Source organism: Vreelandella salicampi (assembly GCF_013415105.1).
In the GTDB taxonomy this organism is placed as follows: domain Bacteria; phylum Pseudomonadota; class Gammaproteobacteria; order Pseudomonadales; family Halomonadaceae; genus Vreelandella; species Vreelandella salicampi.
The window spans coordinates 55,318-76,347 of record NZ_JACCDF010000010.1; the positions used below are offsets into that span (position 1 = coordinate 55,318).

A 21,030-nucleotide genomic window follows, 5' to 3' on the forward strand; every position below is an offset into this window, starting at 1 on the left:
TGCTTGACGGCGAGGAGAGTCATAACATGACGATGATATTTGGCGTGCCCTTGGCGGTGTTTATGGGCCAGATAACACTGGGCCTGGTAAACGGCGCCTTTTATGCACTGCTCAGCTTGGGCCTGGCGGTTATCTTTGGCCTGCTTAAAATCATTAACTTTGCCCACGGGGCGCAGTACATGCTCGGGGCATTTGCCGCGCTGTTAGGCTTGGAATATCTGGGCATCAACTACTGGCTGGCGTTGCTTTTGGTGCCGCTCGTAGTCGGGGCTTTCGGTATGGTGCTTGAGCGTTACTTACTGCGCCGTATTGCCCATCTTGACCACTTATATGGTCTGCTGCTGACCTTTGGGTTGGCACTCATTCTTGAAGGTACGCTGGTCAATTTCTTTGGGGTGTCAGGCGCACGCTACCCAACTCCTGAGGTGTTTCAGGGCGGTTTGAACTTAGGCTTCATGTTCCTGCCGACCTACCGTGCGTGGGTGCTTGTCGCGGCACTGGCGATGTGTCTGTTTACCTGGTTTATGATCGAGCGCACACGACTGGGGGCTTACCTGCGCGCGGGTACTGAAAACTCTCAGCTGATGCAGGCGTTTGGTGTCAACGTTCCGCTTCTGATTACGCTAACGTACGGTTTTGGTGTGGCGTTAGCCGCGTTTGCCGGTGTGCTAGCCGCGCCGCTTTATCCTGTTTCCCCTACTATGGGGTCAAGCCTTTTGATTGTGGTCTTTGCGGTGGTCGTCATTGGCGGTATGGGGTCAATTTTAGGCGCCATTATTACCGGCTTGTCCATGGGGATTATCGAAGGTCTGACTAAGGTGTATTACCCGGAAGCCTCAAATACCGTGATCTTCTTAGTGATGATTCTGGTGCTCTTGTTACGCCCTGTTGGGCTGTTCGGTAAGGAGGCTTAACCATGGCTGACTCTCAATCTCTTTCGCAAACACCGTCAGAAGCATTTTCTAAAACATCGGCTGTGTTGGAACGCCAGCGTCGTGCCAAGATACGCCGCAACCTGTTTTATCTTGCCTTAGTGGTGGTTGGGCTTGTGGCACCTTTTGTTGCCTACCCGGTATTTTTAATGAAGGTGCTGTGTTTTGCCTTGTTTGCCAGCGCGTTCAACCTGTTATTGGGCTATGCGGGCTTGCTCTCCTTCGGGCATGCGGCATTTCTCGCAACCGGTGGCTACATTACCGGCTACCTGCTGGCAAGCTATCCAGGGCTTACGCCGGAGCTGGGGATTATTGCCGGGACATTAGTGGCTACCGTAGTCGGGGTGGTATTTGGGGTGCTATCGATTCGTCGCCAAGGCATCTACTTCGCGATGGTGACCTTGGCCCTCGCTCAGCTGGTGTACTTTGTCTACATCCAGGCACCTTTTACCGGCGGTGAGGACGGCCTGCACGGCGTGCCTCGCGGTGAGCTTTTTGGCTTCATCAACCTCAGTAATAGCCTCGCGATGTACTATTTTGTGTTTGCCATTTTTATATTTGGCTTCGCAGTGATTCAGCGCACGGTGCATTCGCCTTATGGGCAGGTGATGAAAGCGATTCGTGAAAACGAGCCGCGGGCTGTGTCTCTAGGCTATAACACCGACGCGTACAAGCTGGTGGCTTTTGTGCTGTCCGCCGCGCTAGCAGGGCTTGCGGGTTCTACCAAAACCGTGGTGTTTCAGCTCGCCTCATTGACCGATGCACATTGGCATATGTCCGGCGAAGTGATTTTGATGACGCTACTTGGCGGTGTCGGGACCTTGTTAGGGCCGATCACCGGGGCGGGCATCGTCGTGAGCTTGCAGCACGTGCTCGGGCAGTCGCCCTTGGGTAACTGGGTGAGTGTCATCCTGGGGATCATCTTCGTGGTCTGCGTGTTGAGCTTCCGTAGCGGGATCATCGGTGAGCTGGCGCGTATGTATAACAAAAACTTTAAGTAAATCAGTTGGCTAGTCTGTCCATTGTGTTGGCGCCATTGCGGCGCCTTTTTTTTGTTGGGCACCTAGCCAAAGGTTGTAGATGCAAAGGCGTTGCTTGTAGAAGCGCAAAATAATAAGTTAACGTAAACGTCAATTAGCACGCCAACAACGATAACAGTAACCTGTCAGCCGCTGGCTGATAGAAGCGGAGATACGCATGAATTTTGAGCTAAACGAAGATCAAATCGCCTTTGCCGATATGGCACGCTCTTTCGCCCAGAATGAGTTAGAGCCTCACGCTGCCGAGTGGGATCAGGAAGCCATCTTCCCCGTTGATGTGATCCGTAAGGCCGGTGAGTTGGGGTTTTGCTCATTATACGCGCCGGAGAGCGTGGGCGGTCTGGGCTTATCCCGCTTAGACGCCAGCATTATTTTTGAGCAGCTCTCCATGGGCTGTACCTCTACCACGGCTTATCTCACCATCCATAACATGGTGACGTGGATGCTGGCGGACTTCGGTCAGCCGGAAGTGGTGGAGCAGTGGGGCGAGAAGCTCGCCACTGGTGAGCTTTTAGGCTCTTACTGCCTCACCGAGCCCAACGCCGGCTCAGACGCCGCCTCGTTAAAAACCACGGCCAAGCGTGACGGCGACGACTTTGTGCTCAACGGCAGTAAAATGTTTATTTCGGGCGCGGGCAGCACGGACTTTCTCGTGGTGATGGCGCGCACCGGCGGTGAAGGTGCCAGCGGTGTTTCCGCTTTTGCCGTAGATGCCAAAGCCGAGGGCATTAGTTATGGCCGCAAAGAAGAAAAAATGGGGTGGAACAGCCAACCGACACGCACGATTACCTTTGAAGACGTCCGCGTGCCGGCGATCAATATGTTAGGTAACGAAGGCGACGGCTTTAAAATTGCCATGAAAGGCCTGGATGGCGGCCGCATCAATATTGCCACGTGCTCCATCGGCACGGCGCAGCAAGCGATTAACAAAGCGCGCGAATACATGCGCGAACGTAAGCAGTTTGGTAAAAAACTGGCGGACTTCCAGGCATTACAGTTTCGCCTAGCGGATATGGTGACGGATCTGGTCGCAGCGCGGCAGATGGTGCGCCTGGCAGCGACCAAGCTTGACGCTGGCCACACCGATGCCGGGACCTACTGCGCCATGGCCAAACGCTTCGCGACTGACGTGGGCTTTAACGTTTGCGATGAGGCGCTGCAGCTTTACGGCGGCAATGGCTACATCAAGGAATACCCGATGGAACGCTATGTGCGCGATACCCGCGTTCATCGCATTCTTGAAGGGACGAATGAAATCATGCGCTTAATCATTTCTCGCCGCGTCTTGGCGGACAGTGCCACCGAGCTATAAGCTCAGGTAGCCCGTAACCCATAAGGAGCGCCGAATGAGTAGTGTGATTTTTACTGAACACCCGACCCAAGATGGTCACGCCATCGCAGAGATTAAGCTCAACGCCGAGCGTTCACTCAACGCGCTAACGCTTGAGATGATCGACGAGATTCTGCCCCGGCTCGAAAGCTGGGAGCAGGACGATAAAATCGTCGCGATTTTGCTCGATAGCGCCGGGGAGAAGGCGTTTTGCGCCGGCGGTGACGTGGTCAATCTCTACAAAGCGATTATTGGCGAAGGCGACCCGGATTTCCCCCAGCAGTTTTTTGATCGTGAATATCGGCTGGATTACCGTTTGCACACTTACGCCAAGCCGGTGGTTTGTTGGGGCAACGGCATTGTGATGGGCGGTGGCATGGGCCTTCTCAGTGGTAGCAGCCATCGCATCGTGACCGAAACCTCGCGCTTAGCGATGCCGGAAGTCACCATCGGCCTTTACCCGGATGTCGGCGCCAGCTGGTTTTTGAACCGTTTACCCAACGGCACCGGTCGCTTTCTAGCGATTACCGGCAGCCAGATCAACGCGCTTGATGCTCATCACCTAGGCCTCGCCGACCGCATGATTGCAAGCGATAAGCGTGGGGTGTTGTTTGAGCATCTTACCAACGCGCGTTGGGGCGACGATGATCAAGCCGATGATGCCCAAGGGGTGGTGAACAAAATACTGCGCGAGCTAGAGCGTGAGTCTCAGCCGGTATTTGAAGAGATGGAAGCGCCGGTCTACAAGTTCAGCCCGTTGATTCGCGAGCTGATGGATCACGACACCATCGATCAAGCCGTGGCGGCCATTCTCGCCGTAGAGAGTGATGACAAGTGGTTCGGTAAAGCGCAGAAAACGCTATCCCACGGTAGCTCTGTTTCCATCAAGCTGATCGATGAGCAGCTCAAGCGAGCCAAATACATGTCGCTGGCACAGGTGTTCCAATCAGAGCTTGCGCTTTCGGTGCAGTGCTGCCGCCACCGCGAGTTCCCGGAGGGCGTGCGTGCGCTACTGGTGGATAAAGACGGTAAGCCTGAATGGACCTACTCGAATGTGGCAGCGGTAGAAGATAGCTTTATCGACGGGCTTTTGACTCAGCCTTGGGCGCAAAACCCGTTGGCGGATCTGGGCGATTAAATCGATCTGACCCATAACGCATGTCATTCCAACTCAGACAACAATAAGGACGCGACACCATGGCAACAATTGCATTTATCGGCCTGGGCAACATGGGCGGCCCCATGGCGGCGAACCTGGCAAAGGCAGGCCACGAAGTGCGTGCCTTTGATCTCTCGTCGAAGGCGCTGGATGAGGCGAAATCGCAAGGCTGCAGCGTAGCCAACTCAGCACAAGAAGCGGCTAAAGGTGCGGATTTCGTCATTTCGATGCTGCCAGCGGGTAAACACGTGCGCGGGCTGTATGTCGATGGCGACACACCGCTATTTGATGTGTTGAGCACCGAGGCGTTGGTCATCGACTGCTCAACCATTGATGCCGATACCGCTCGCGACGTCGCAACTGCAGGCGCCGAAAAAGGAATCGGTTTTGTCGATGCACCGGTTTCCGGCGGGGTAGGCGGGGCTAAAGCGGGCGCGCTCACCTTTATCGTCGGCGGTAGTGAGGCGCAATTTGCCCAAGCCAAGCCGGTACTCGAGCCGATGGCCAAAAACATCTTTCACGCCGGTGACCACGGCGCGGGGCAAATCGCCAAAGTGTGCAACAACATGCTGCTGTCGATTCTGATGGCGGGCACCTGCGAGGCGATCAATATGGGCGTTAAAAACGGCCTGGACCCTGCGGTACTCTCCGAGATCATGAAGCAAAGCTCCGGCGGCAACTGGGCACTCAATGGCTATAACCCATACCCCGGTGTGATGGAGAACGCCCCGGCTTCCAACGGCTATCAGGGCGGCTTCCAGGTGGATTTGATGTTTAAAGACCTGGGCCTTGCGATGGATGTCAGCCAGCTAAGCGCATCACCGGTGCCGATGGGCTCCGCCGCGCGCTCGCTGTTTAACCTGCACAAAGCCAACGGCAACGGCAAGCTGGATTTCTCGAGTCTGATGCAGTTCTATCAGGATAAAGACGCATAAGCCGTTTCTTTCTTGGAAAGCTGCTGATCAAGCGCCACCAGCTCTTCGCAGGGGAGTTGGTGGCGTTTTGCGCTTTCCATTAACGGCCCCAAAATCGCGCCCCGCTCGGTGGGGCGCTTGGCCTCCACGTCCTGCAGCATAGACGCCTTGTTGTTGGCGGTGTTATCCACGACCTGCCACACCAATGCCAACCACGCGTGTTCCCCTTGCTCCCCCTTTGGCGGCTGAATACCCTCAGCCTGCATGATCGCGGCGACTTCTTTCACTACCGCTTCTACACGCGCTGAATACACCTCATGGCGCAGTTCGCCGTTATGCACCTCATGCAGCGCCACCAAGGGGTTTATCGCGGCGTTCACCGCCAGTTTTTGCCATAAGCGCTGGCGGATATCGCCGACTGCCGAGGCGCTAAAGTGTGCCCGTGACAACGTTTCGGCCAGCGCTTCTGCCAGCGCGTGATGCTGATTCGTTAAATCGCCAATAAACGTCGGCCCACGCCCCGCATGCACCACGCCATCATCCCCGGTTAAATACGCACCTTGTGTGGTGGTCGCGCAAAGCACCGGCCCCGGCCACGCCTGCGTTATACGCGGCTGCGCCAAAAAGCCGTTTTGCCACAGCACCAGCGTGGTAGTGGGGGGAATCTGGCTAGCGATGCTTTCAAGCGCCGCCTCAGCGGCCATGGCCTTGGTGGTGATATGCACAAACCCAGGCGCTGGCTGCGCTTCAGAGCCCATTTGTGCAACGGTGAGCGTATTCAACCGCTGCACCCGCTGTTCGCCTTCCGGCGTGGTAAGCCTTTGCTCATTAGATAGTGCCCGCCGCCCAATGAGCGTGACGGCAAACTGAGGTACAAGCGAATGCGCCAACAAGCGGCCAATCGCGCCGGGGCCAAGTATCCAGTGGGATGCCATCATTGATTTTGCGCCATCAGTAAGAGATTTTACCCCCAAGCTTACCGTGTTCAGCACAAGGAAACGAAGGCGCGGCGATTGACCGCTATATGCACGGCTAATGATTAATGACGAGACGAAGTAATATCTGCTAGCGTTAATCCAAAGCGATTTTGGTATAAGCGTCCGAGCCGCGCCAAAGCTGAAAATGGTGATGCGTGTACAGCGCTACACGCCACCTTGGCTTTAGACCCAAAGCGGCTATCCGCAGAAATTGGATATTCATAGGAGCTCTTAGCTCACAATGCGTGTTTTTCTGGTCGGGTCTGTAACGTGATTGCTTGTATTGCTGGGGATCTATCTTGAAAAATAATATAAAACAATGGCTTAAGATTGACCCCTTTATGCTTATGCGCAATTTTCAAAGGCTGGCGATAATGTTAACGCGCATGCGCATTTTTCTAGCGAGTCTTACGAAGAAAAATGGTGTTTTCCCCTTTTTTATCAGTAGATTAGGGGCTTTTGGCAAGGTGGGGCTTCTCAGAAAAACGCGCATGCGCATGAATAAAACTGTTAATGGAATCATGAAATCGACTCACGCAGCTATTGCCGTTCTCGCCTCTCTCGCTGTATCAGTGGGGCTTAATGCCTTTCTTTTTTGGCAGAATACTAAGTGGGAGGAAGCTTTTTTCAAGCAAGTTGGAACAGTCGCACAAGTCGAGATGCTCTTCAAAGCATCAGACGCGGATACATCCTACTCAAATATGCTCACACTTTCGCGGGATCTATTCGGAAGTTCAGTCTCGGAGGCCGAGGCAGATAGCATTCACCTTCAGTTCGGGGCGGACCAGAGTGCTATTCAGCTGGTGGATGCGAAACTCCTTTTCAAAGATGGGGAGTTCTATGGTACGAAAGTCTATCTGCCAGGCCATTAACAAGGCGCAGCACTACGCAGCCTTCGGCTGCCGGACGCTCGCAAGCTCGCGCCGGTGTGCGCGGCGTTAGGGCTTCTAGAAAATTGTATTTCAACCAAAAAGACATATGAGATGCTAAGAGATTTTTTTAAATTAAATGGTTCGTTTGAAGAGTTTGATGAAGAACGAATGTCAAGTCAGATAAAGACAAGCAAGCACATTGTCAATGTTTTGTTTCGGCCAGACGAACTGAAGGAAAAGAAGATCGATAGTATCAAATTTGAAAATGTCTCTCTTTCAAAAACTAAGATTTCAAAATGTACATTTAGGAACTGCTCGTTCGAAGATTGCCTATTCATAGGGTCCCTATTTGATGAAGTTGAGTTCCACAAATGCACGTTTAAGAACTGCAATTTCTTCAAATCTAAGTTTTCGAAAATATATGGTCGCCCTGAACAGTTTAAGAGTTCAGTAACTGACGAAAAATACTCCAATATCGCCGTCCATCTATATCAGCAACTTAGAGAGAATTATCACGCCGAGTCACAGAGAGAATTTAAAAATGAGGCTGAGTATTATTTCTCTAAGTGGAAGCGAAAGCTTGCGGTAGTAGAAGCAAAAAGAGAATGCCTCCCTAAATATAAGTATATCCCGACCTATATTGCCTCTTTGCTGTATGATTTGATTTTAGGGTATGGGTATAGGCTTAGAAATCTGGTTATTTCAACTATCGTTTTGGTTACAGTGGTTGTAACAATAAATCACTGGTTTGCAGAATGCCTTTTTATCGGTGACGAGCGTCCTTCAGTTATAAAATCCATATATTTCACCATAACGACAATGGCTACTTTAGGTGCATCTGGATTCTCCCCTCTAAGTGAGACTGGTTATGCCGTAGTAACCATCAACGTGCTAATCGGAATTAGTCTGCTTACAGCAACTCTTAATTCAATTTTTCGAAAGGTCATAAGATGACCACCGTGATTGAGTTTGGAAGCCGTCGCCATGGATGTCATGATTTGTTCTCCGACAAAGATGTATATCTACTTTGTGGGCCAAATGACGATGTATCTCAAGAAAAAGGCAAGCTAGAAAGACAGGGTTATTCGGTAACCGTATCTTCTAGAGATCGGGCTGAGTATTTGTCCGCCAAAGGAAGCTTATTTATTCACCACGTTTTTTTTGAAGGATTGGTAACCGAAGGAAGCGATGAAGATAGGATAAAAATAAAAAATATGTGGCGTTCAGCACCATGCTATGACCAAGAAATTGAAGAAAATATTGAAATGTTGGGGGTTCTAGAAGCAATCCCTTCAACAATAGAAGCTTTGGCTACAGTTAACGATATAGTAATTTGTAGCCTTCGAAATATACTGATAAGGAAATTGGCAAACAATGGGTTTTTTGTTTTTTCATGGAGGGATGTGCTCGCCCAAAGTAAAAGACATAATTTGATAAATGATGTTGATGAAAAGATAATGCGTCAAGCGAGAATATATAAAAATGGGTACCGATTAGGATTGGCTCCAAAATTAGATTGGAGTTTTTTTGAGCATCTCGAGCAAATTACAAAAAAGATAATGGATAAGAACAGAAAGTTTAGGTTTGGTAGCCACAAGGAGGTTCTAGCAGCCCCCGAGAAAGCGATAGAGGGATCGTATTCTCAGCTACGAACAATAGAGCTACTATGCTCTCATTATCACTTTCACGAAAGCATGAGAAAGTACTCTGTACTTGTAAAAGATCCGGCCTACTTTTCTACTTTTGGCCCTAACAAAGCATTGCAGCGGACAAGCCGCTGAATGCGGCGTTAGAGCTACCAAATGAATATAAGATTAGCCCATAATTCGAAGCATGGGGACCATCTAGCATTACTGGCTTCGTTAATTGAACGGTCTGAAGAATCGATACTTTGCTCGGGTTGGATCAAGCCGAAGGGAATTCAGGCACTTCGTCCTGCGATAGAGGAGGCACTTAGGAGAAAAGCAAAGATTTCGATCATTTCAAACAAATTTCATACTAAAGGTAACTCCGCCAAGACTATTGCCAAATGGCCGAATGTCACTCATCTCATGGCTACCAAAAATCATCGAACTATACATTCGAAGATTTACTATTTTCAAACAGGAGATTCCTATAGCGCGGTCATTGGCTCCGCAAATATTACACAAGGCGGGCTATCGAGCAGTGACGAATTGAGCGTACATATTGCAGGGCACCTAGGCGATGATATTCAAAAAGAAATCAGAGGGTATCTGGATGAAGTGCAAAGCTATCTACGAACGCAGCTCTAACAAGGCCAAGCACGCGACCAGCGCATGCTGCGGGCGTTAGCAGCGGCACTTCTCCTCCCATACCTTGCGAGGTGAGTAAAAAGGGAATAATTTATACTCATGGATGAATTTGAATTCGACGAAGCCAAAAGCCTGGCCAATCTGGACAAGCACGGTATCGACTTCGTGGCTGCCCAGGGGCTGTGGAAAGATCCGTATCTGCTGGAACTCCGCGCAAAATCACAGGATGAGCCGAGGTTCTTGCTGGTAGGCAAGATTGGTGAAAAGCACTGGTCGGCTGTCGTCACATACAGGGAAGGTCGTATTCGTCTGATTTCAGTCAGGCGCTCTCGCAAGAAGGAGGTTGAGCTCTATGAAAGCTAAAGATTTCGATAAAAAATTCGAAGAAGGTCAGGAAGATATCGTTGATGATCTTGATCTTTCTTCCGCTCGCCGCGTCAATCAAGAACAGAAGCGAATCAACGTCGATTTTCCGGCTTGGGTTGTAGAATCGTTGGACCGTGAGGCTGCACGTATTGGCGTTACCCGCCAATCTATCATCAAGGTGTGGTTGGTGGAGCGACTTCAAGCAGAGTCTGCTAACAAGCCGCTCAATGGTGACGCTGCAGGCGGCGCACATTAGCCGAGCGTTAACAGCATTGAGGTTCCACCGCGGCCGTTCTCTACCGTTCGAGAAGTTGTATGAACGTATGCAGCGAGGCTTCACAATCTCCGTTGTGACCCTGTCAGCCCTCCGAGAGTGTGTTTGATCCAGAACCTTGTTTTAATGGAGTAAACGAGTTGGAATGTGAGCTAAAGCAATATCAGCCAAGGCGCTTTGGGAGACGCTACTTTCATAAGTGCGGACAGTTATAGAGATTTATCAAAGCCTCTGGGTGACTTTCTGGCCTTTCCGAGTCACATATCTTAGGTTGTTCGGGGTGGAGCCACCGTCGAGAAGGAAAGAGCCATGCTGAAAGCGTTGGAAGCAGGTTTACAGGCCTGGATGTTTCCGGGCATTTCGGCGTTGCTTGCCGTGATAGCCAGTTACATCCTCTACCGGCTGACGCTAGCGGTGATCCGACACTTTTCGAAACGGCGAACCGTCCCCCGGCTGTTTCTGGACGCGGTTGCCAAAGCGCTGGGCTTGGTCATCAGCCTGCTGGTACTCAGGGCTATGCTCGATGGCGCTCCGGATGACCTGCTGCTCTTGGTGCCGGTGAAACAGATAGCCACATTGCTACTGATTCTGTCACTGACGTGGGCAGCCGTTCGCCTGACCTCGGTCATTGGTGACGTTATCGTGTTACTGAATCCGGTATTGGAAGGACAGTGGAAACGGGCCCGCAAAGTAGAGACACAGACACGCTTTTTGGTCCGTTGCCTGAATGTCCTCGTTATCATCGTGGGCATTGGTGCCGCGCTGATGACCTTCGAGCCGGTACAGAAAGTGGGCGCCAGTCTGCTGGCGTCCGCAGGTGTTGGCGGCATTGTCCTGGGTTTTGCGGCACGGCCGGTACTCAGTAATCTCTTGTCGGGCATTCAGATTGCGCTCACCCAGCCGTTCCGCATTGATGATGTGCTGATCGTGCAGGGCGAGTGGTGCTGGGTCGAGGAAGTGACTGCCACCTACGTCGTTCTGCGGGTGTGGGACCAGCGTCGGCTTATAGTACCGCTGCAGTGGTTTATCGAGAACCCTTTCCAGAACTGGTCGCGGAATACGGCGGATTTGCAGGGAACGGTCTTTATCTGGGTTGATTACACCATGCCCATCGAGCCACTGCGCCAGGAGTTCTCGCGCTTGCTGGATACGATGAAGCAGTGGGATGGCAAGGTGGCGACTGTTCAGGTTACTGACTCCAATGAACAGGCGTTACAGGTCCGCTTCCTTATGAGTGCACCTAATTCCAACCAGAACTGGGATCTGCGATGCGCTATCCGTGAGGGGCTGGTGACATTTATACAGCAGCATTACCCCTCGCAACTGCCCCGCCTTCGGGCGCGATTGGTGGATACTTCTCCGGAGTTTGAAGGCAGCACCCAACAACCTGACGGACCCCCAAAGAGAACCGCCTGAGGTATCTGGGCTCGGACGCCGATTCCAATCTGGCAATCGAAAAAAAGCCGTAGGGCTGTCGCCAGAATTTCCTATTCTGGCTGGGCCTAATACGGGGGCAGGGTGACGAATGTCATCTGTGGGCGTCCCATTGCCTCGCAGATGGCTGCAGCATTGACCCCATCATTCTTGTGGCTCTTCACAAATGAAGACCACGCTAGAATGGCCGTTTACATACCCGGTATCCCTCAAGATATGCGCCGCATGGCACGCGTCACGGCAGCAGGCGGTATCCGCGTCAGGCTGGTGGCGAGACTCAAACTACGGGGCGTCAAACCAGCCAAGCTCATGAGCAAGCGTCGGCTGGGCGACCAGCGGCTTGCGCGATAGAGAAGGCCAGCCCGCCAGATTTGGCGGGCAATATCGCGACGAATATGGCGATGATAATGGCCCGCGTCTAAACCCGCGAGATAATCGCTGGCAGCCACGACTCCGCTATGGAGGGCAATGCCCATTCCATCACCTGAAAACGAAGGAATCACCCCAACCTGATCGCCTAACCGATAGATATTGTCTGCGTCATTGGCAGGCGGGTGATAGACAAAACCATAAGGTACGCGGTAAATGGACAGGGGCTGCGAGAGCAGGGGTGTGGCGTTGGATAAGCGTCGCTGCAAGTGGGGGCAGGTACGCAACAATTCTTCCAGTAAGCCTTCCCAGGTACCACCACAGGCTTTCAGCCAGCTACCTTTAGCCAATAGACAGAGGTTAACCCGGCCATCCTCAACGCGTTGCAGGCCTGCATAGCCATGGGCAAACAAGACCAACTCGACATGGTTGGCGAGCGCATCACACTGCGCGCTATCAACGTCGAAATGCATCTTGAAGCCGACCAGGTCTTCGGGAGGGGTAACGGGATGACGCCGCAATTCGCGCAGGTCGTGCTTGCCGGTGGCCAGAAATAACGTGTTGGTGCTCACTTTTCCGGCGCTTTTAACGTCGAGATCAATATGAGACCCACTGACGTTAGAGACACTGGCACGCTGGCCACGCCAGAGTGACGCACCACTCTCAGATGCATGATTCAGCAAGGCCTCATCCAGACGAAAGCGCGAAAGCCCGAGAGCATGAAACGGCAAGGCTGTTTCCACGATTGTTTTCTCGCGGATGAGACGCAAGTGGGAGATGACGTGACCCCCTAGTGCATCCAGATCCAGACCAAGTCGTCTGAGGTAGCTTTGTGTTTCCGCGCTCAGAAATTCGCCGCAAATTTTGTGGGTGGCAGTGGCCTCACGCTCCAATAGCATCACCTCACGGCCTGCCTTGGCCAACATACAAGCCGCGCCAGCCCCAGCCGGGCCCCCACCGACAACGACCACCTCGGCTGTCGTCGGTGGTATTTTTGTGGAAGCAGTGGTTTGCATGGCGGTTATTTCAGCCTTCCGACACACAGACGAAACGGCACATGCCAGCGGATATCCGCAGAGATATCTGCTTGCGCCAATAAAGCCTGCCAATCGGCACGACGAAAACTACGGGCAACGGAGATTGCCCCGTCATGACGGACGATAGGGTGCCAGTGGGCCAACCCCGCCAATAGTGAATAGCCATAGTAGGCCAGTGGATGACGGTGCAGGTCGGCAATAAACCACCCACGCCGAGCATGCCGCTCCATCCATTGCAGGAAATTCACGACCTGGCTATCACTAAGGTGATGGGTGAACTGCGAGCTTACGATGAAATCGGGAGGCAGTGCCGGTGTAAAGGTAAAGACATCGCCCGTGTAATAGGCAATATCCATGCTCAACGGGGTGGTCTGCCGAGCCGCGATGGCGCTGTTTGGGTTCATGTCGAGGCCTTGCAGTGTGACCTTGATATCACGCTGATCGGCAAAGCAATGAATCGCTCGCAGCAAATCGCCCTGGCCACAGGCGACATCCAGAAGGGTAATGGGGGTGTTGGCAGGTAATCCGCGTATCGCCTGGTCCAGCCAGTGCAGTGTGGCCTGATGAGTCCGGGTCACCCGATTGACAGCGGCCAGGTCGGCCAGGCATTGGTTGTAATCTTCTCTGCTGATGTCGTCATTATCCATCAGCTCGGGTTCGGAACTGCGCTCTTTCAGCAACTTCATGAGATCAGCCCGCCATCTGGAAGCGGAACGTTTCAGCGACCATGCCCGGGCCAAAGGCCATTGCCATGCCTCGCGCTTCGTCGTGATGGTTGTCACGGGTTTGATGCACGCGCAGCATGTCCTGCAACACAAACATGACGGTTGCCGAGGACATATTGCCATAGTCGTGCAGTATGCGACGTGAACTACTGAGGTCGGCAGGCGCGAGCCCAAGTCCAGCCTCAACAGCATCAAGCACCGAGCGGCCGCCAGGATGAATTGCCCATAAGTCAAAATCCTTGACCTGCTCGCCGCGCAATATCTTATTGGCTCCGGCTTGTTCCATATCCTCGCGCAAGGTCTGCTTGATCCGTTGCGGAACCTGACCCGAGAGATGCATGTTGAAACCCTGCTCACCGATATGCCAGGTCATGAGATCGCAACTGTCGGAAATAATCATCGACAGGAAATCAAGCAAGGCAATGCCTGTAGGCTGCGCCGTTACCAACGCGGCACTGGCTCCGTCAGCAAACAACGTCAGTGGTAACAGGGCGTTCAGGTCTGAGGATTCTTGCAGGTGCAGCGAACACAATTCCAAATTGATGACCAGGACACGGGCGGCTGGATCCGTATTTACCGCCTGGTACGCTACTCGCAGGGCGGGCACGGCTGCAGAACAGCCCATAAAACCCACCAAAGTCCGTTGTACGTCAGGCCTTAGACCCAGTTCTGTCGCCAGTTGCAGGTCTAAGCCCGGTGCTGTAAAGCCAGTACATGACGCCACCACCAGGTGAGTGATGTCATCCAACGCACCCGTTGGAATTTCACGTTCCAGTGCTGCCACGGCGCGTCTTGCCAAACGCGGGGCCTGCGTTTCGTAGAGTGCCATGCGTGCACGGGTGCCGGGAAAGTTACCGCGTGGGTAGAAGCCGCCCGCATCTACTTCCTGCTCCTCTACCTCCTGTTCATCGGCTCGTCCGCCTGCACGCATAAAGGAATAGCGATGGCCAATGCCAGAATGCTCAGTCATGCGGTCGAATACCCGACGTGTACGCTGATCGGGGAGCATGGTGCGCAACACTGCATTAATAGGCTGATGAATATCGTGCTCAGGCACTGCTGTGCCGATCCCGTTAATGTGGGCTGTTGTCATGCCATTCTCACCGATTGATCGCTACCGCAGCCCGGCTAAAACTTGAGCTGTACGGGACACTGGCGACGACAAAAATGGTCGTCAGATAACGTGAGAATAAACGCAAGCATGAGAGCCGTATGTGCGGTGACAGACAGACGACCGAGATTTTGATGACGGTATTGATTGGCAAGTAGGGTGGCTATTTCATTCGCTTTATAAGGCGCAAGACCTCATGGTTCTTGGTTTTGGCGTTGGCATAGAGGATCGCTTGCATGAGTAGGTTATCGGCCTCGTCGGTGGCGATAGGGCTTGGCACCAAAATGGTGATGAGGTCGCACCCACGCTCATCAACATCCACCTCCACCGTGATGGCTGATTGCTGGCTGATGGGCTGACGAATCGCGTCGCGCAAATCCGTTAGGCTTCGCAGCGTGGTCAACAGCCCAGTGACCACAACGGGGTCCGGTGTATATTCAACGTCAGTAGGCGGCTGATAATCCATTTCTAATGGGGGGATGCCCCCGTTCATCCGGGTGGCCGCTTCAAGATATACGGCAATGGCGGTGTCGATGGCCTGGATAAACAACTGGCTATCGTCGGCGTTTAGCGTTATTTGAGTCATGCGTTGCACCTTTATTAAACTTGTGGTCGTCTGGCAACTACGTAAGGCCCCAGAAATTCGCTATATGGCGGGTCGAAGAAATGCCGACTTCCAGCATATACTTGCCTTCTTCCCCGCAGTCATAACCCTCAGCCGACTGGGTACTGCCATGCAGAACGACGACGAGCGGTCCATTGTTCGGGAAGTTTTTCGGGATATAGGTGTCCGATTGCAACGACCCGGGATCAGTGGCGAATCTTTTCAAGTCGGTCAGACGGTCATGGCTATCTAAAGATGTTGGCATATGACCTCCTTTACCAGTTTAGTACGGCGCACGATGCTGCCCACAGAGAAAACCGCTGTGAGCCGCATTACTCAAGATAGGCCTTTCCGGAACTTTCGTTGCTACCATCGCTTCGATTACAGCTGGACAGTATTGTCGAGCTGGTTTTCCACTGCTCACCCATCCCGTCGATAATTTCCATACGTCTGCCAATTCCTCACCTCTCCGTTCGTCAGCGCACAGTCAATGCGTGCTTTAAGGTTCATCCTCAGGTTCAGCAAGGCAAAGGAAATGCCTAAACAGGGATGTTTTGCTATGCGCTGCATGGGACGCGGCGCCACCCTTATTTATTAATTTCTCTAGTTCGTGCCGGGCGTTACATGGTCGCATTCGTCAATATTCCATGTTTGCGTTGGCGCACAGGGCTGGTGCATTTTGGCCTTAATGTTCAGGAGAGTGTTCAATGGATAACACATGTCTGGAAGATTGGTGGCGCGATATGCATGCGATGGAAAAGCACGCTGAGAAAATGTTGAAGACTGGGTAGAAAATCACCGAACGCAATAATCCGTTAACAGGAGGGTACATCATGAATGCCCTGGAATTGCTCAAGCAGGACCACGACAAGGTGCGCGATTTATTGACCCAACTTGTCAATACCACCGAGCAGGCCGAGAAAAAGCGCCCGGAGTTGCTGGCTAAGATCGAAAAAGAACTCCATGTACATACGCAAATTGAAGAAGAAATATTCTATCCCGCCTTTTTGAAAGCGGCCAAGAAAAAGGAAGACGAAAGGCTCTACCACGAAGCACTAGGCGAGCATCGCGCTGTCGAAGAGCAGGTAATGCCTGACCTGAAGCAGGCCGATCCAAGCAGCACGGAGTTTTCCGGTCAGGCCAAAGTCTTGAAGGAACTGGTCGAACACCATGCGACCGAGGAAGAAGACGAAATGTTTGAGCACGCCCGCAAGCTGATCTCGGGAGATGAACTTGAAAGGCTTGGCGAACAAATGGAAGAGCGCAAGGCGCAATTGATGGCAGGGTAACTTGGCACGGTTCACTTGTTGAACGTCAATGAGCGAGCCGGGTTCAAGCCCGGCTCGCTCATTGACGTTTTACGCCCTGCAGTTGCCGCGCTGGCCGATACCGGCGATATTGCTGTGCGCCGCAAATAGAATGCGCCCGCATCCATTGATAGGGCTGATCTCCTTTGCCCAGCTTGGATGTCACTGACTGGGAGACGGAAATCTATGCTGTGGGTAATCGGGATCACTGTGCTGGCCACAGGCCTGACGCTGTTACTGTTACAGAACTTCAAGGCACCCGAGAAAGTGCTGGAGCGGAAACTAGAGCATCGTTATGTGGTATCCGAGCCGCAATTTCGGCGCGAAATGTCCGTCTTGCTGGGCCCGACGATCATGCGCGGCAGTAAAGTGACCGCGCTACAAAACGGCAAGGCGATCTTTCCAGCGATGCTGCAGGCCATTCGTTCGGCTCAGACGTCGATCACTTTCGAGACGTTCATTTACTGGTCGGGGCACACTGGTGAAACGTTCACGCAAGCGCTTTGTGAACGGGCCCGAGCAGGCGTTGCGGTTAGGGTCATCATCGATTGGGTCGGCAGCAATAAGATGGAGCCGTCGCTGCTGAATTCCCTGCAGGCCGCTGGTGTGCAGTTGCATCAATATCGGCCGCTGCAGTGGTACAGCCTCCAGCGCATGAACAACCGCACCCATCGCAAACTGCTCGTGATCGATGGACGCATCGGGTTCACCGGCGGGGTAGGCATCGCGGATCAGTGGGCTGGCGACGGAGGCGATCCCGAGCACTGGCGCGACACTCACTTCCGGATTGACGGGCCCGTCGTCCAGCAGTTGCAAGCGGCTTTCAACGACAATTGGATCAAGATCACTGGCCAAGTGCTGAACGGCCCGAACTTCTTTCCGGACCTGCAGGAGGAGGGCGAGATGGAGTCGCACGTGTTCGTTGCCTCGCCATCCGGCGGGAGCGAGAGCATGCATTTGATGTATCTGCTTGCCATCGCAGCGGCCGACGCAACGATCGACCTGGCGGCTTCCTACTTTGTGCCCGACAGGCTGTTAATCGAGGCCTTGATCGCTGCCCGCCGTCGCGACGTTCGCGTGCGTATCCTATTACCTGGGCCGTATATCGATTCGCTAACGGTAAAGGTTGCCTCCAAGGCCAATTGGGGTGCACTACTGCACGCCGGTGTCGAGATCCATGTTTATCAGCCGACCATGCTTCATACGAAGCTACTGGTCATCGATACCGAGTTTGTTTCGGTAGGTTCAACCAACTTCGATATTCGCTCGATTCGGCTCAATGACGAAGCGAGTTTGAATGTCTACAGCAACAATTTTGCCACACAAATGACGGCGGTATTCGAGAACGATCTGCGACAGGCAGAGCCGTATTCCTATGCCCGCTGGAAAAACCGCGGGCTGCGTGAGAAATTTTCGGAAAAGGTTCTGTACCCAATCAGATCGCAACTTTGATGACCACACCGCTTAGCATTCTGCTTTTTTTACTTTCCCAGGGCCCAGGGTTGGTCAGGAGGGTCGATCAGAACAGTTGGTCAGCATAGCTCCGGGAAATCGTCATGCATGGTCAGGGGGGCAGTGTTTTTCCGCGAGCCCAGGAAATCGGGCCGTTCCGACTTGGCGGCATAGGGCTTTTCCAGCAGGTTGTCGACACTGTTGTAGACGAAGAACAGATTGGATCTGGGCCAAGGCGACATGTTTAGGTTCGATGCGTGCAGCGTGTTGCCCTCAAACAGCATCAGCGAACCTGCCGGCCCTTTGGGCGCCTGAATACCGCCGCGATTGGCCATCATAGCGAGTGCTTTCTGGTCCGGAACCCCCAGCCGCTGCGACTTGAGGGATTCTTGCCAGTTGAGGTCCGGCGTTTCACCCACGCAGGGGATGAAGTAGTGGTGGGAGCCGGGAATCAGCATCAGCGGGCCATTGAACTCGTTGTTGTCAGTGAGCATCAGTGAGGCGCTAACCGACCGCATGCGGGGCATGCCATCTTCGCTGTGCCAGGTCTCGAAGTCCGAATGCCAGTAAAACCCACTGCCCTCAAACCCGAGTTTGTCGTTAATTCGCGATTGATGAATGTAGACCTCACTGCCGAGCAGCTGCCTGACCATGCCCAGGATGCGGGGGTCTCGGGTCAGCCGGCTGAAGTGATCGGAAAGCTCATGCATGGCGAACACTGAGCGGATGTCGCCGGTGTTGGGGTCCTGGATAACCTGATCTGACGCCAGCATGTCCTTGTCCTGACCCATCTCACGAAGTTCGTCAAAAAACGGCGCCATTCGTTCCTGATTAAAAAACCCTTCAAACCACAGAAAACCATCCCGCTCATACTGTGATAACGCGACCTCATCCAGCGGCCCATGCCAACGGTATTCGTTGCCGGAATGAATCACGGGGTCGGTCCGGATAAAGGGAGCGATCCGATCTTCGGACTCTTTTAAACGTGAAGGATAGGCATCGTTGGATTGTCTCATGGCAAAATCCTTTATCTTGAAATGAATGGATCTAGTGTTCTGGGACAACAACTATGAATCCCGACTACCCCGATCCATCATAGGAATTGATAAGTGGCCACAGGTTGTGTTGAAGGGCACATATTCCTTCAGAAACGGCTCGAGCAGGAAGTTTTCGAAGAACCAGATATAGCGCAACGTCCTTGTTTAGGCATTTCCTTTGCTACGCTCAGCCAGAGAATAACCATTTCGGCACGCACTCACTGTGCGTTTTCGCACACAGCCCCAACAGAGTATTTCGGCTGGCCGGAAGAAAAGCTGCCCAATCATCTAGGAGGATTGATCAAATGCCTTACGACAGCAATGCAGAGTTGCCCGACAACGTACGCAACAACCTGCCATCTCACGCTCAGGAAATTTATCGGAAAGCGTTTAATGCCGCCTGGGAGGAGTACCGCAAGCCGGAAGATCGCCGTGGCGATTCAGATCGGGAAGAAACCGCTCACAAAGTGGCATGGTCTGCCGTCAAAAAGGAGTATCACAAGGATGGCGAGAAGTGGGTGAGGGATTGAGGGATAAATCTTGTTTCGGCAATGACTCGCCGAAGTAGCTTACCGTTAGCGGATTAGCACCAGCACAACGCCAAGTCCATAAATCAGCACAATGGCGACGCTCTCGGTGCCAATCCGAGCAATACCCTGCTCCTGTCGCCGGATCAGCCCCATCATAAGGGCGCTGGTCATTAACAGCGACAGGGTGATCCAGATAATCGTATCCTCGGTTACCGCGTGGTAGATAGAGCCCTCGCGATAGGCGATGTCAGATGTTGCAGTAAAGAGCGTATCAAATGCATTTCCACCAATAATGCCCCCAACGGCCAGGGTCAGAGCACCGCGTCGCACGGCAGCCACGGATGTCACTAGCTCAGGAAGGGAGGTGCTGGTAGCGGTCAGCAATACCCCTACGGCTGTTTGCCCCAAGCCGGTTTGAGCCGCAATGTTGGTTGCGGCGGGCTCTAAGGTCCAACCTGCCAGCCCCATAACAGACATCAACACCACGAACTCAATCACGAGCCTAGATAGGGCAGGAGTGTCGGCATCATCCTCAGGAACATCGCTGCGGGTCTCTTTGGTCACAGACGGTTTCCACATCGGTGTGTGACGCGCCCCTTTCACCAGGAAGATCCCGTAGACATAAAGCGCGAAGAGAACAGGCGTTACTGGACTAATGCCCCAGAAAGTGAAATCGGGGAGAGATGGCGCTAAAAGAATGACGGCAAGGAGCGAAATAAGCAGGGCATTCTGCAACAAGTTCGGTGCGGAGGCGGCGGCATGTTCGAGATTCGCTCTTCTGTAAAACAGGTCCGCTACCGCAAGGAAGAGAGTCTGTACCGCTATTCCCCCCAGTGCGTTACTGATGGCTAACTCGGGATGGCCTTTCCACGCGGCGGTAACCGAGAGAACGATACCGGAAAGTGATGTGGCCGCGCCTAAGAGAAGAGCACCGGCTATGGCCTCGCCGAGCCCTGTTTTGTCTGCGAGCTGGTCCACCACCCGCGTCAGGCGCGTCCCGGCCAGCGCAATCGTGACGGCGCAGGCTGCAAACACACCGACACTTTGCAGCAATGACCACTCTTCCGGACTGAAAATAGGCATCTTCCTCCCATTTCACGCCTTTTGCGGGATATGGTGATTGTAAAGCCATTGTAGTCGCGCTTCAGTGTCTGCTCCACATCTTAGAAGGTTGCTAGCGCGGCGGGCAGCAATCCAGACACAAATCTGCTTAAATTGTCACAATGCTTGCGGCAATCTAGGCATGTATGCCCCGGATTACTCGGGCCAACTGCCGCGTTGAGAGGC

General features: G+C 53.1%; 23 protein-coding genes. 15 read left to right on the forward strand and 8 right to left on the reverse strand.

Features of this window, described 5'->3' with window-relative positions:
- The first annotated feature begins 26 nt into the window (after positions 1-26).
- The 5 genes from HZS81_RS11835 (at position 27) to mmsB (ending at position 5,396) form a co-directional block, all read left to right on the forward strand.
- Positions 27-914: a branched-chain amino acid ABC transporter permease gene (locus tag HZS81_RS11835; protein ID WP_179930771.1), complete on the forward strand. Its 888-nt coding sequence runs from the start codon at positions 27-29 to the stop codon at positions 912-914.
- Positions 915-916: 2 nt separating this feature from the next.
- Entirely contained in the window at positions 917-1,933 is a 1,017-nt protein-coding gene (locus HZS81_RS11840; protein WP_179930772.1) for a branched-chain amino acid ABC transporter permease, read from the forward strand.
- A 196-nt stretch (positions 1,934-2,129) separates the two neighbouring features.
- Entirely contained in the window at positions 2,130-3,284 is a 1,155-nt protein-coding gene (locus HZS81_RS11845) for an acyl-CoA dehydrogenase family protein (protein ID WP_179930773.1), read from the forward strand.
- Positions 3,285-3,318: 34 nt separating this feature from the next.
- Positions 3,319-4,440 carry an enoyl-CoA hydratase/isomerase family protein gene (locus HZS81_RS11850; protein WP_179930774.1) on the forward strand — a complete coding sequence of 374 codons (1,122 nt, stop codon included), beginning with the start codon at positions 3,319-3,321 and terminating at the stop codon, positions 4,438-4,440.
- 59 nt (positions 4,441-4,499) lie between these two features.
- Positions 4,500-5,396 (forward strand): 3-hydroxyisobutyrate dehydrogenase, encoded by an 897-nt coding sequence (gene mmsB / locus HZS81_RS11855; protein ID WP_179930775.1) that lies wholly within the window; start codon positions 4,500-4,502, stop codon positions 5,394-5,396.
- On the opposite strand, the gene HZS81_RS11860 is transcribed toward mmsB, so the two are convergent.
- The gene (locus tag HZS81_RS11860) at positions 5,378-6,310 is read right to left on the reverse strand and encodes a ketopantoate reductase family protein (RefSeq protein WP_179930871.1); all 933 of its coding nucleotides are present in this window, start codon (positions 6,308-6,310) and stop codon (positions 5,378-5,380) included. The two genes, mmsB and HZS81_RS11860, sit on opposite strands and share 19 nt — an antisense overlap.
- Positions 6,311-6,651: 341 nt before the next feature.
- Between HZS81_RS11860 and HZS81_RS11865 the strand changes: the two genes are divergently transcribed.
- From HZS81_RS11865 to HZS81_RS11895, 7 genes are all read left to right on the forward strand, one after another.
- Complete coding sequence (locus HZS81_RS11865; RefSeq protein WP_179930776.1) at positions 6,652-7,224, forward strand: hypothetical protein; 573 nt, start codon at positions 6,652-6,654, stop codon at positions 7,222-7,224.
- Positions 7,225-7,335: 111 nt separating this feature from the next.
- Entirely contained in the window at positions 7,336-8,178 is an 843-nt protein-coding gene (locus HZS81_RS11870) for an ion channel (RefSeq protein ID WP_179930777.1), read from the forward strand.
- Complete coding sequence (locus HZS81_RS11875) at positions 8,175-9,005, forward strand: hypothetical protein (RefSeq protein ID WP_179930778.1); 831 nt, start codon at positions 8,175-8,177, stop codon at positions 9,003-9,005. Before HZS81_RS11870 ends, HZS81_RS11875 begins: the two co-directional genes overlap by 4 nt.
- A 21-nt stretch (positions 9,006-9,026) precedes the next feature.
- Positions 9,027-9,497 (forward strand): restriction endonuclease PLD domain-containing protein, encoded by a 471-nt coding sequence (locus tag HZS81_RS11880; RefSeq protein ID WP_179930779.1) that lies wholly within the window; start codon positions 9,027-9,029, stop codon positions 9,495-9,497.
- 99 nt (positions 9,498-9,596) lie between these two features.
- On the forward strand, positions 9,597-9,860 hold the full coding sequence (locus HZS81_RS11885) for a BrnT family toxin (RefSeq protein WP_179930780.1): 264 nt from the start codon (positions 9,597-9,599) through the stop codon (positions 9,858-9,860).
- On the forward strand, positions 9,850-10,119 hold the full coding sequence (gene brnA, locus HZS81_RS11890; RefSeq protein WP_074396173.1) for a type II toxin-antitoxin system BrnA family antitoxin: 270 nt from the start codon (positions 9,850-9,852) through the stop codon (positions 10,117-10,119). The genes HZS81_RS11885 and brnA overlap by 11 nt, the downstream gene beginning before the upstream one ends.
- A gap of 339 nt (positions 10,120-10,458) precedes the next feature.
- Entirely contained in the window at positions 10,459-11,553 is a 1,095-nt protein-coding gene (locus tag HZS81_RS11895; RefSeq protein ID WP_206679552.1) for a mechanosensitive ion channel family protein, read from the forward strand.
- A 227-nt stretch (positions 11,554-11,780) separates the two neighbouring features.
- On the opposite strand, the gene HZS81_RS11900 is transcribed toward HZS81_RS11895, so the two are convergent.
- From HZS81_RS11900 to HZS81_RS11920, 5 genes are all read right to left on the reverse strand, one after another.
- Complete coding sequence (locus HZS81_RS11900; RefSeq protein ID WP_179930782.1) at positions 11,781-12,956, reverse strand: NAD(P)/FAD-dependent oxidoreductase; 1,176 nt, start codon at positions 12,954-12,956, stop codon at positions 11,781-11,783.
- Between the two features lie 5 nt (positions 12,957-12,961).
- The gene (locus HZS81_RS11905; RefSeq protein ID WP_179930783.1) at positions 12,962-13,663 is read right to left on the reverse strand and encodes a methyltransferase domain-containing protein; all 702 of its coding nucleotides are present in this window, start codon (positions 13,661-13,663) and stop codon (positions 12,962-12,964) included.
- 4 nt (positions 13,664-13,667) lie between these two features.
- On the reverse strand, positions 13,668-14,795 hold the full coding sequence (locus tag HZS81_RS11910) for a type III polyketide synthase (RefSeq protein ID WP_179930784.1): 1,128 nt from the start codon (positions 14,793-14,795) through the stop codon (positions 13,668-13,670).
- 181 nt (positions 14,796-14,976) lie between these two features.
- Positions 14,977-15,399: a hypothetical protein gene (locus tag HZS81_RS11915; RefSeq protein ID WP_179930785.1), complete on the reverse strand. Its 423-nt coding sequence runs from the start codon at positions 15,397-15,399 to the stop codon at positions 14,977-14,979.
- A 37-nt stretch (positions 15,400-15,436) separates the two neighbouring features.
- On the reverse strand, positions 15,437-15,682 hold the full coding sequence (locus tag HZS81_RS11920; RefSeq protein ID WP_241697486.1) for a hypothetical protein: 246 nt from the start codon (positions 15,680-15,682) through the stop codon (positions 15,437-15,439).
- A gap of 568 nt (positions 15,683-16,250) precedes the next feature.
- On the opposite strand from HZS81_RS11920, the gene HZS81_RS11925 reads away from it, so the two are divergent.
- Both HZS81_RS11925 and HZS81_RS11930 read left to right on the forward strand, forming a co-directional pair.
- On the forward strand, positions 16,251-16,706 hold the full coding sequence (locus HZS81_RS11925) for a hemerythrin domain-containing protein (RefSeq protein WP_179930786.1): 456 nt from the start codon (positions 16,251-16,253) through the stop codon (positions 16,704-16,706).
- A gap of 204 nt (positions 16,707-16,910) precedes the next feature.
- Positions 16,911-18,176: a phospholipase D-like domain-containing protein gene (locus HZS81_RS11930; protein ID WP_179930787.1), complete on the forward strand. Its 1,266-nt coding sequence runs from the start codon at positions 16,911-16,913 to the stop codon at positions 18,174-18,176.
- Positions 18,177-18,256: 80 nt separating this feature from the next.
- Here HZS81_RS11930 and thpD read toward each other — a convergent pair whose 3' ends face one another.
- Positions 18,257-19,192 carry an ectoine hydroxylase gene (thpD, locus tag HZS81_RS11935; protein ID WP_179930788.1) on the reverse strand — a complete coding sequence of 312 codons (936 nt, stop codon included), beginning with the start codon at positions 19,190-19,192 and terminating at the stop codon, positions 18,257-18,259.
- A gap of 326 nt (positions 19,193-19,518) precedes the next feature.
- On the opposite strand from thpD, the gene HZS81_RS11940 reads away from it, so the two are divergent.
- Positions 19,519-19,743 (forward strand): ChaB family protein, encoded by a 225-nt coding sequence (locus HZS81_RS11940; protein ID WP_179930789.1) that lies wholly within the window; start codon positions 19,519-19,521, stop codon positions 19,741-19,743.
- Positions 19,744-19,788: 45 nt separating this feature from the next.
- Here HZS81_RS11940 and HZS81_RS11945 read toward each other — a convergent pair whose 3' ends face one another.
- On the reverse strand, positions 19,789-20,826 hold the full coding sequence (locus HZS81_RS11945; RefSeq protein WP_179930790.1) for a sodium:calcium antiporter: 1,038 nt from the start codon (positions 20,824-20,826) through the stop codon (positions 19,789-19,791).
- Between the last annotated feature and the right edge of the window lie 204 nt (positions 20,827-21,030).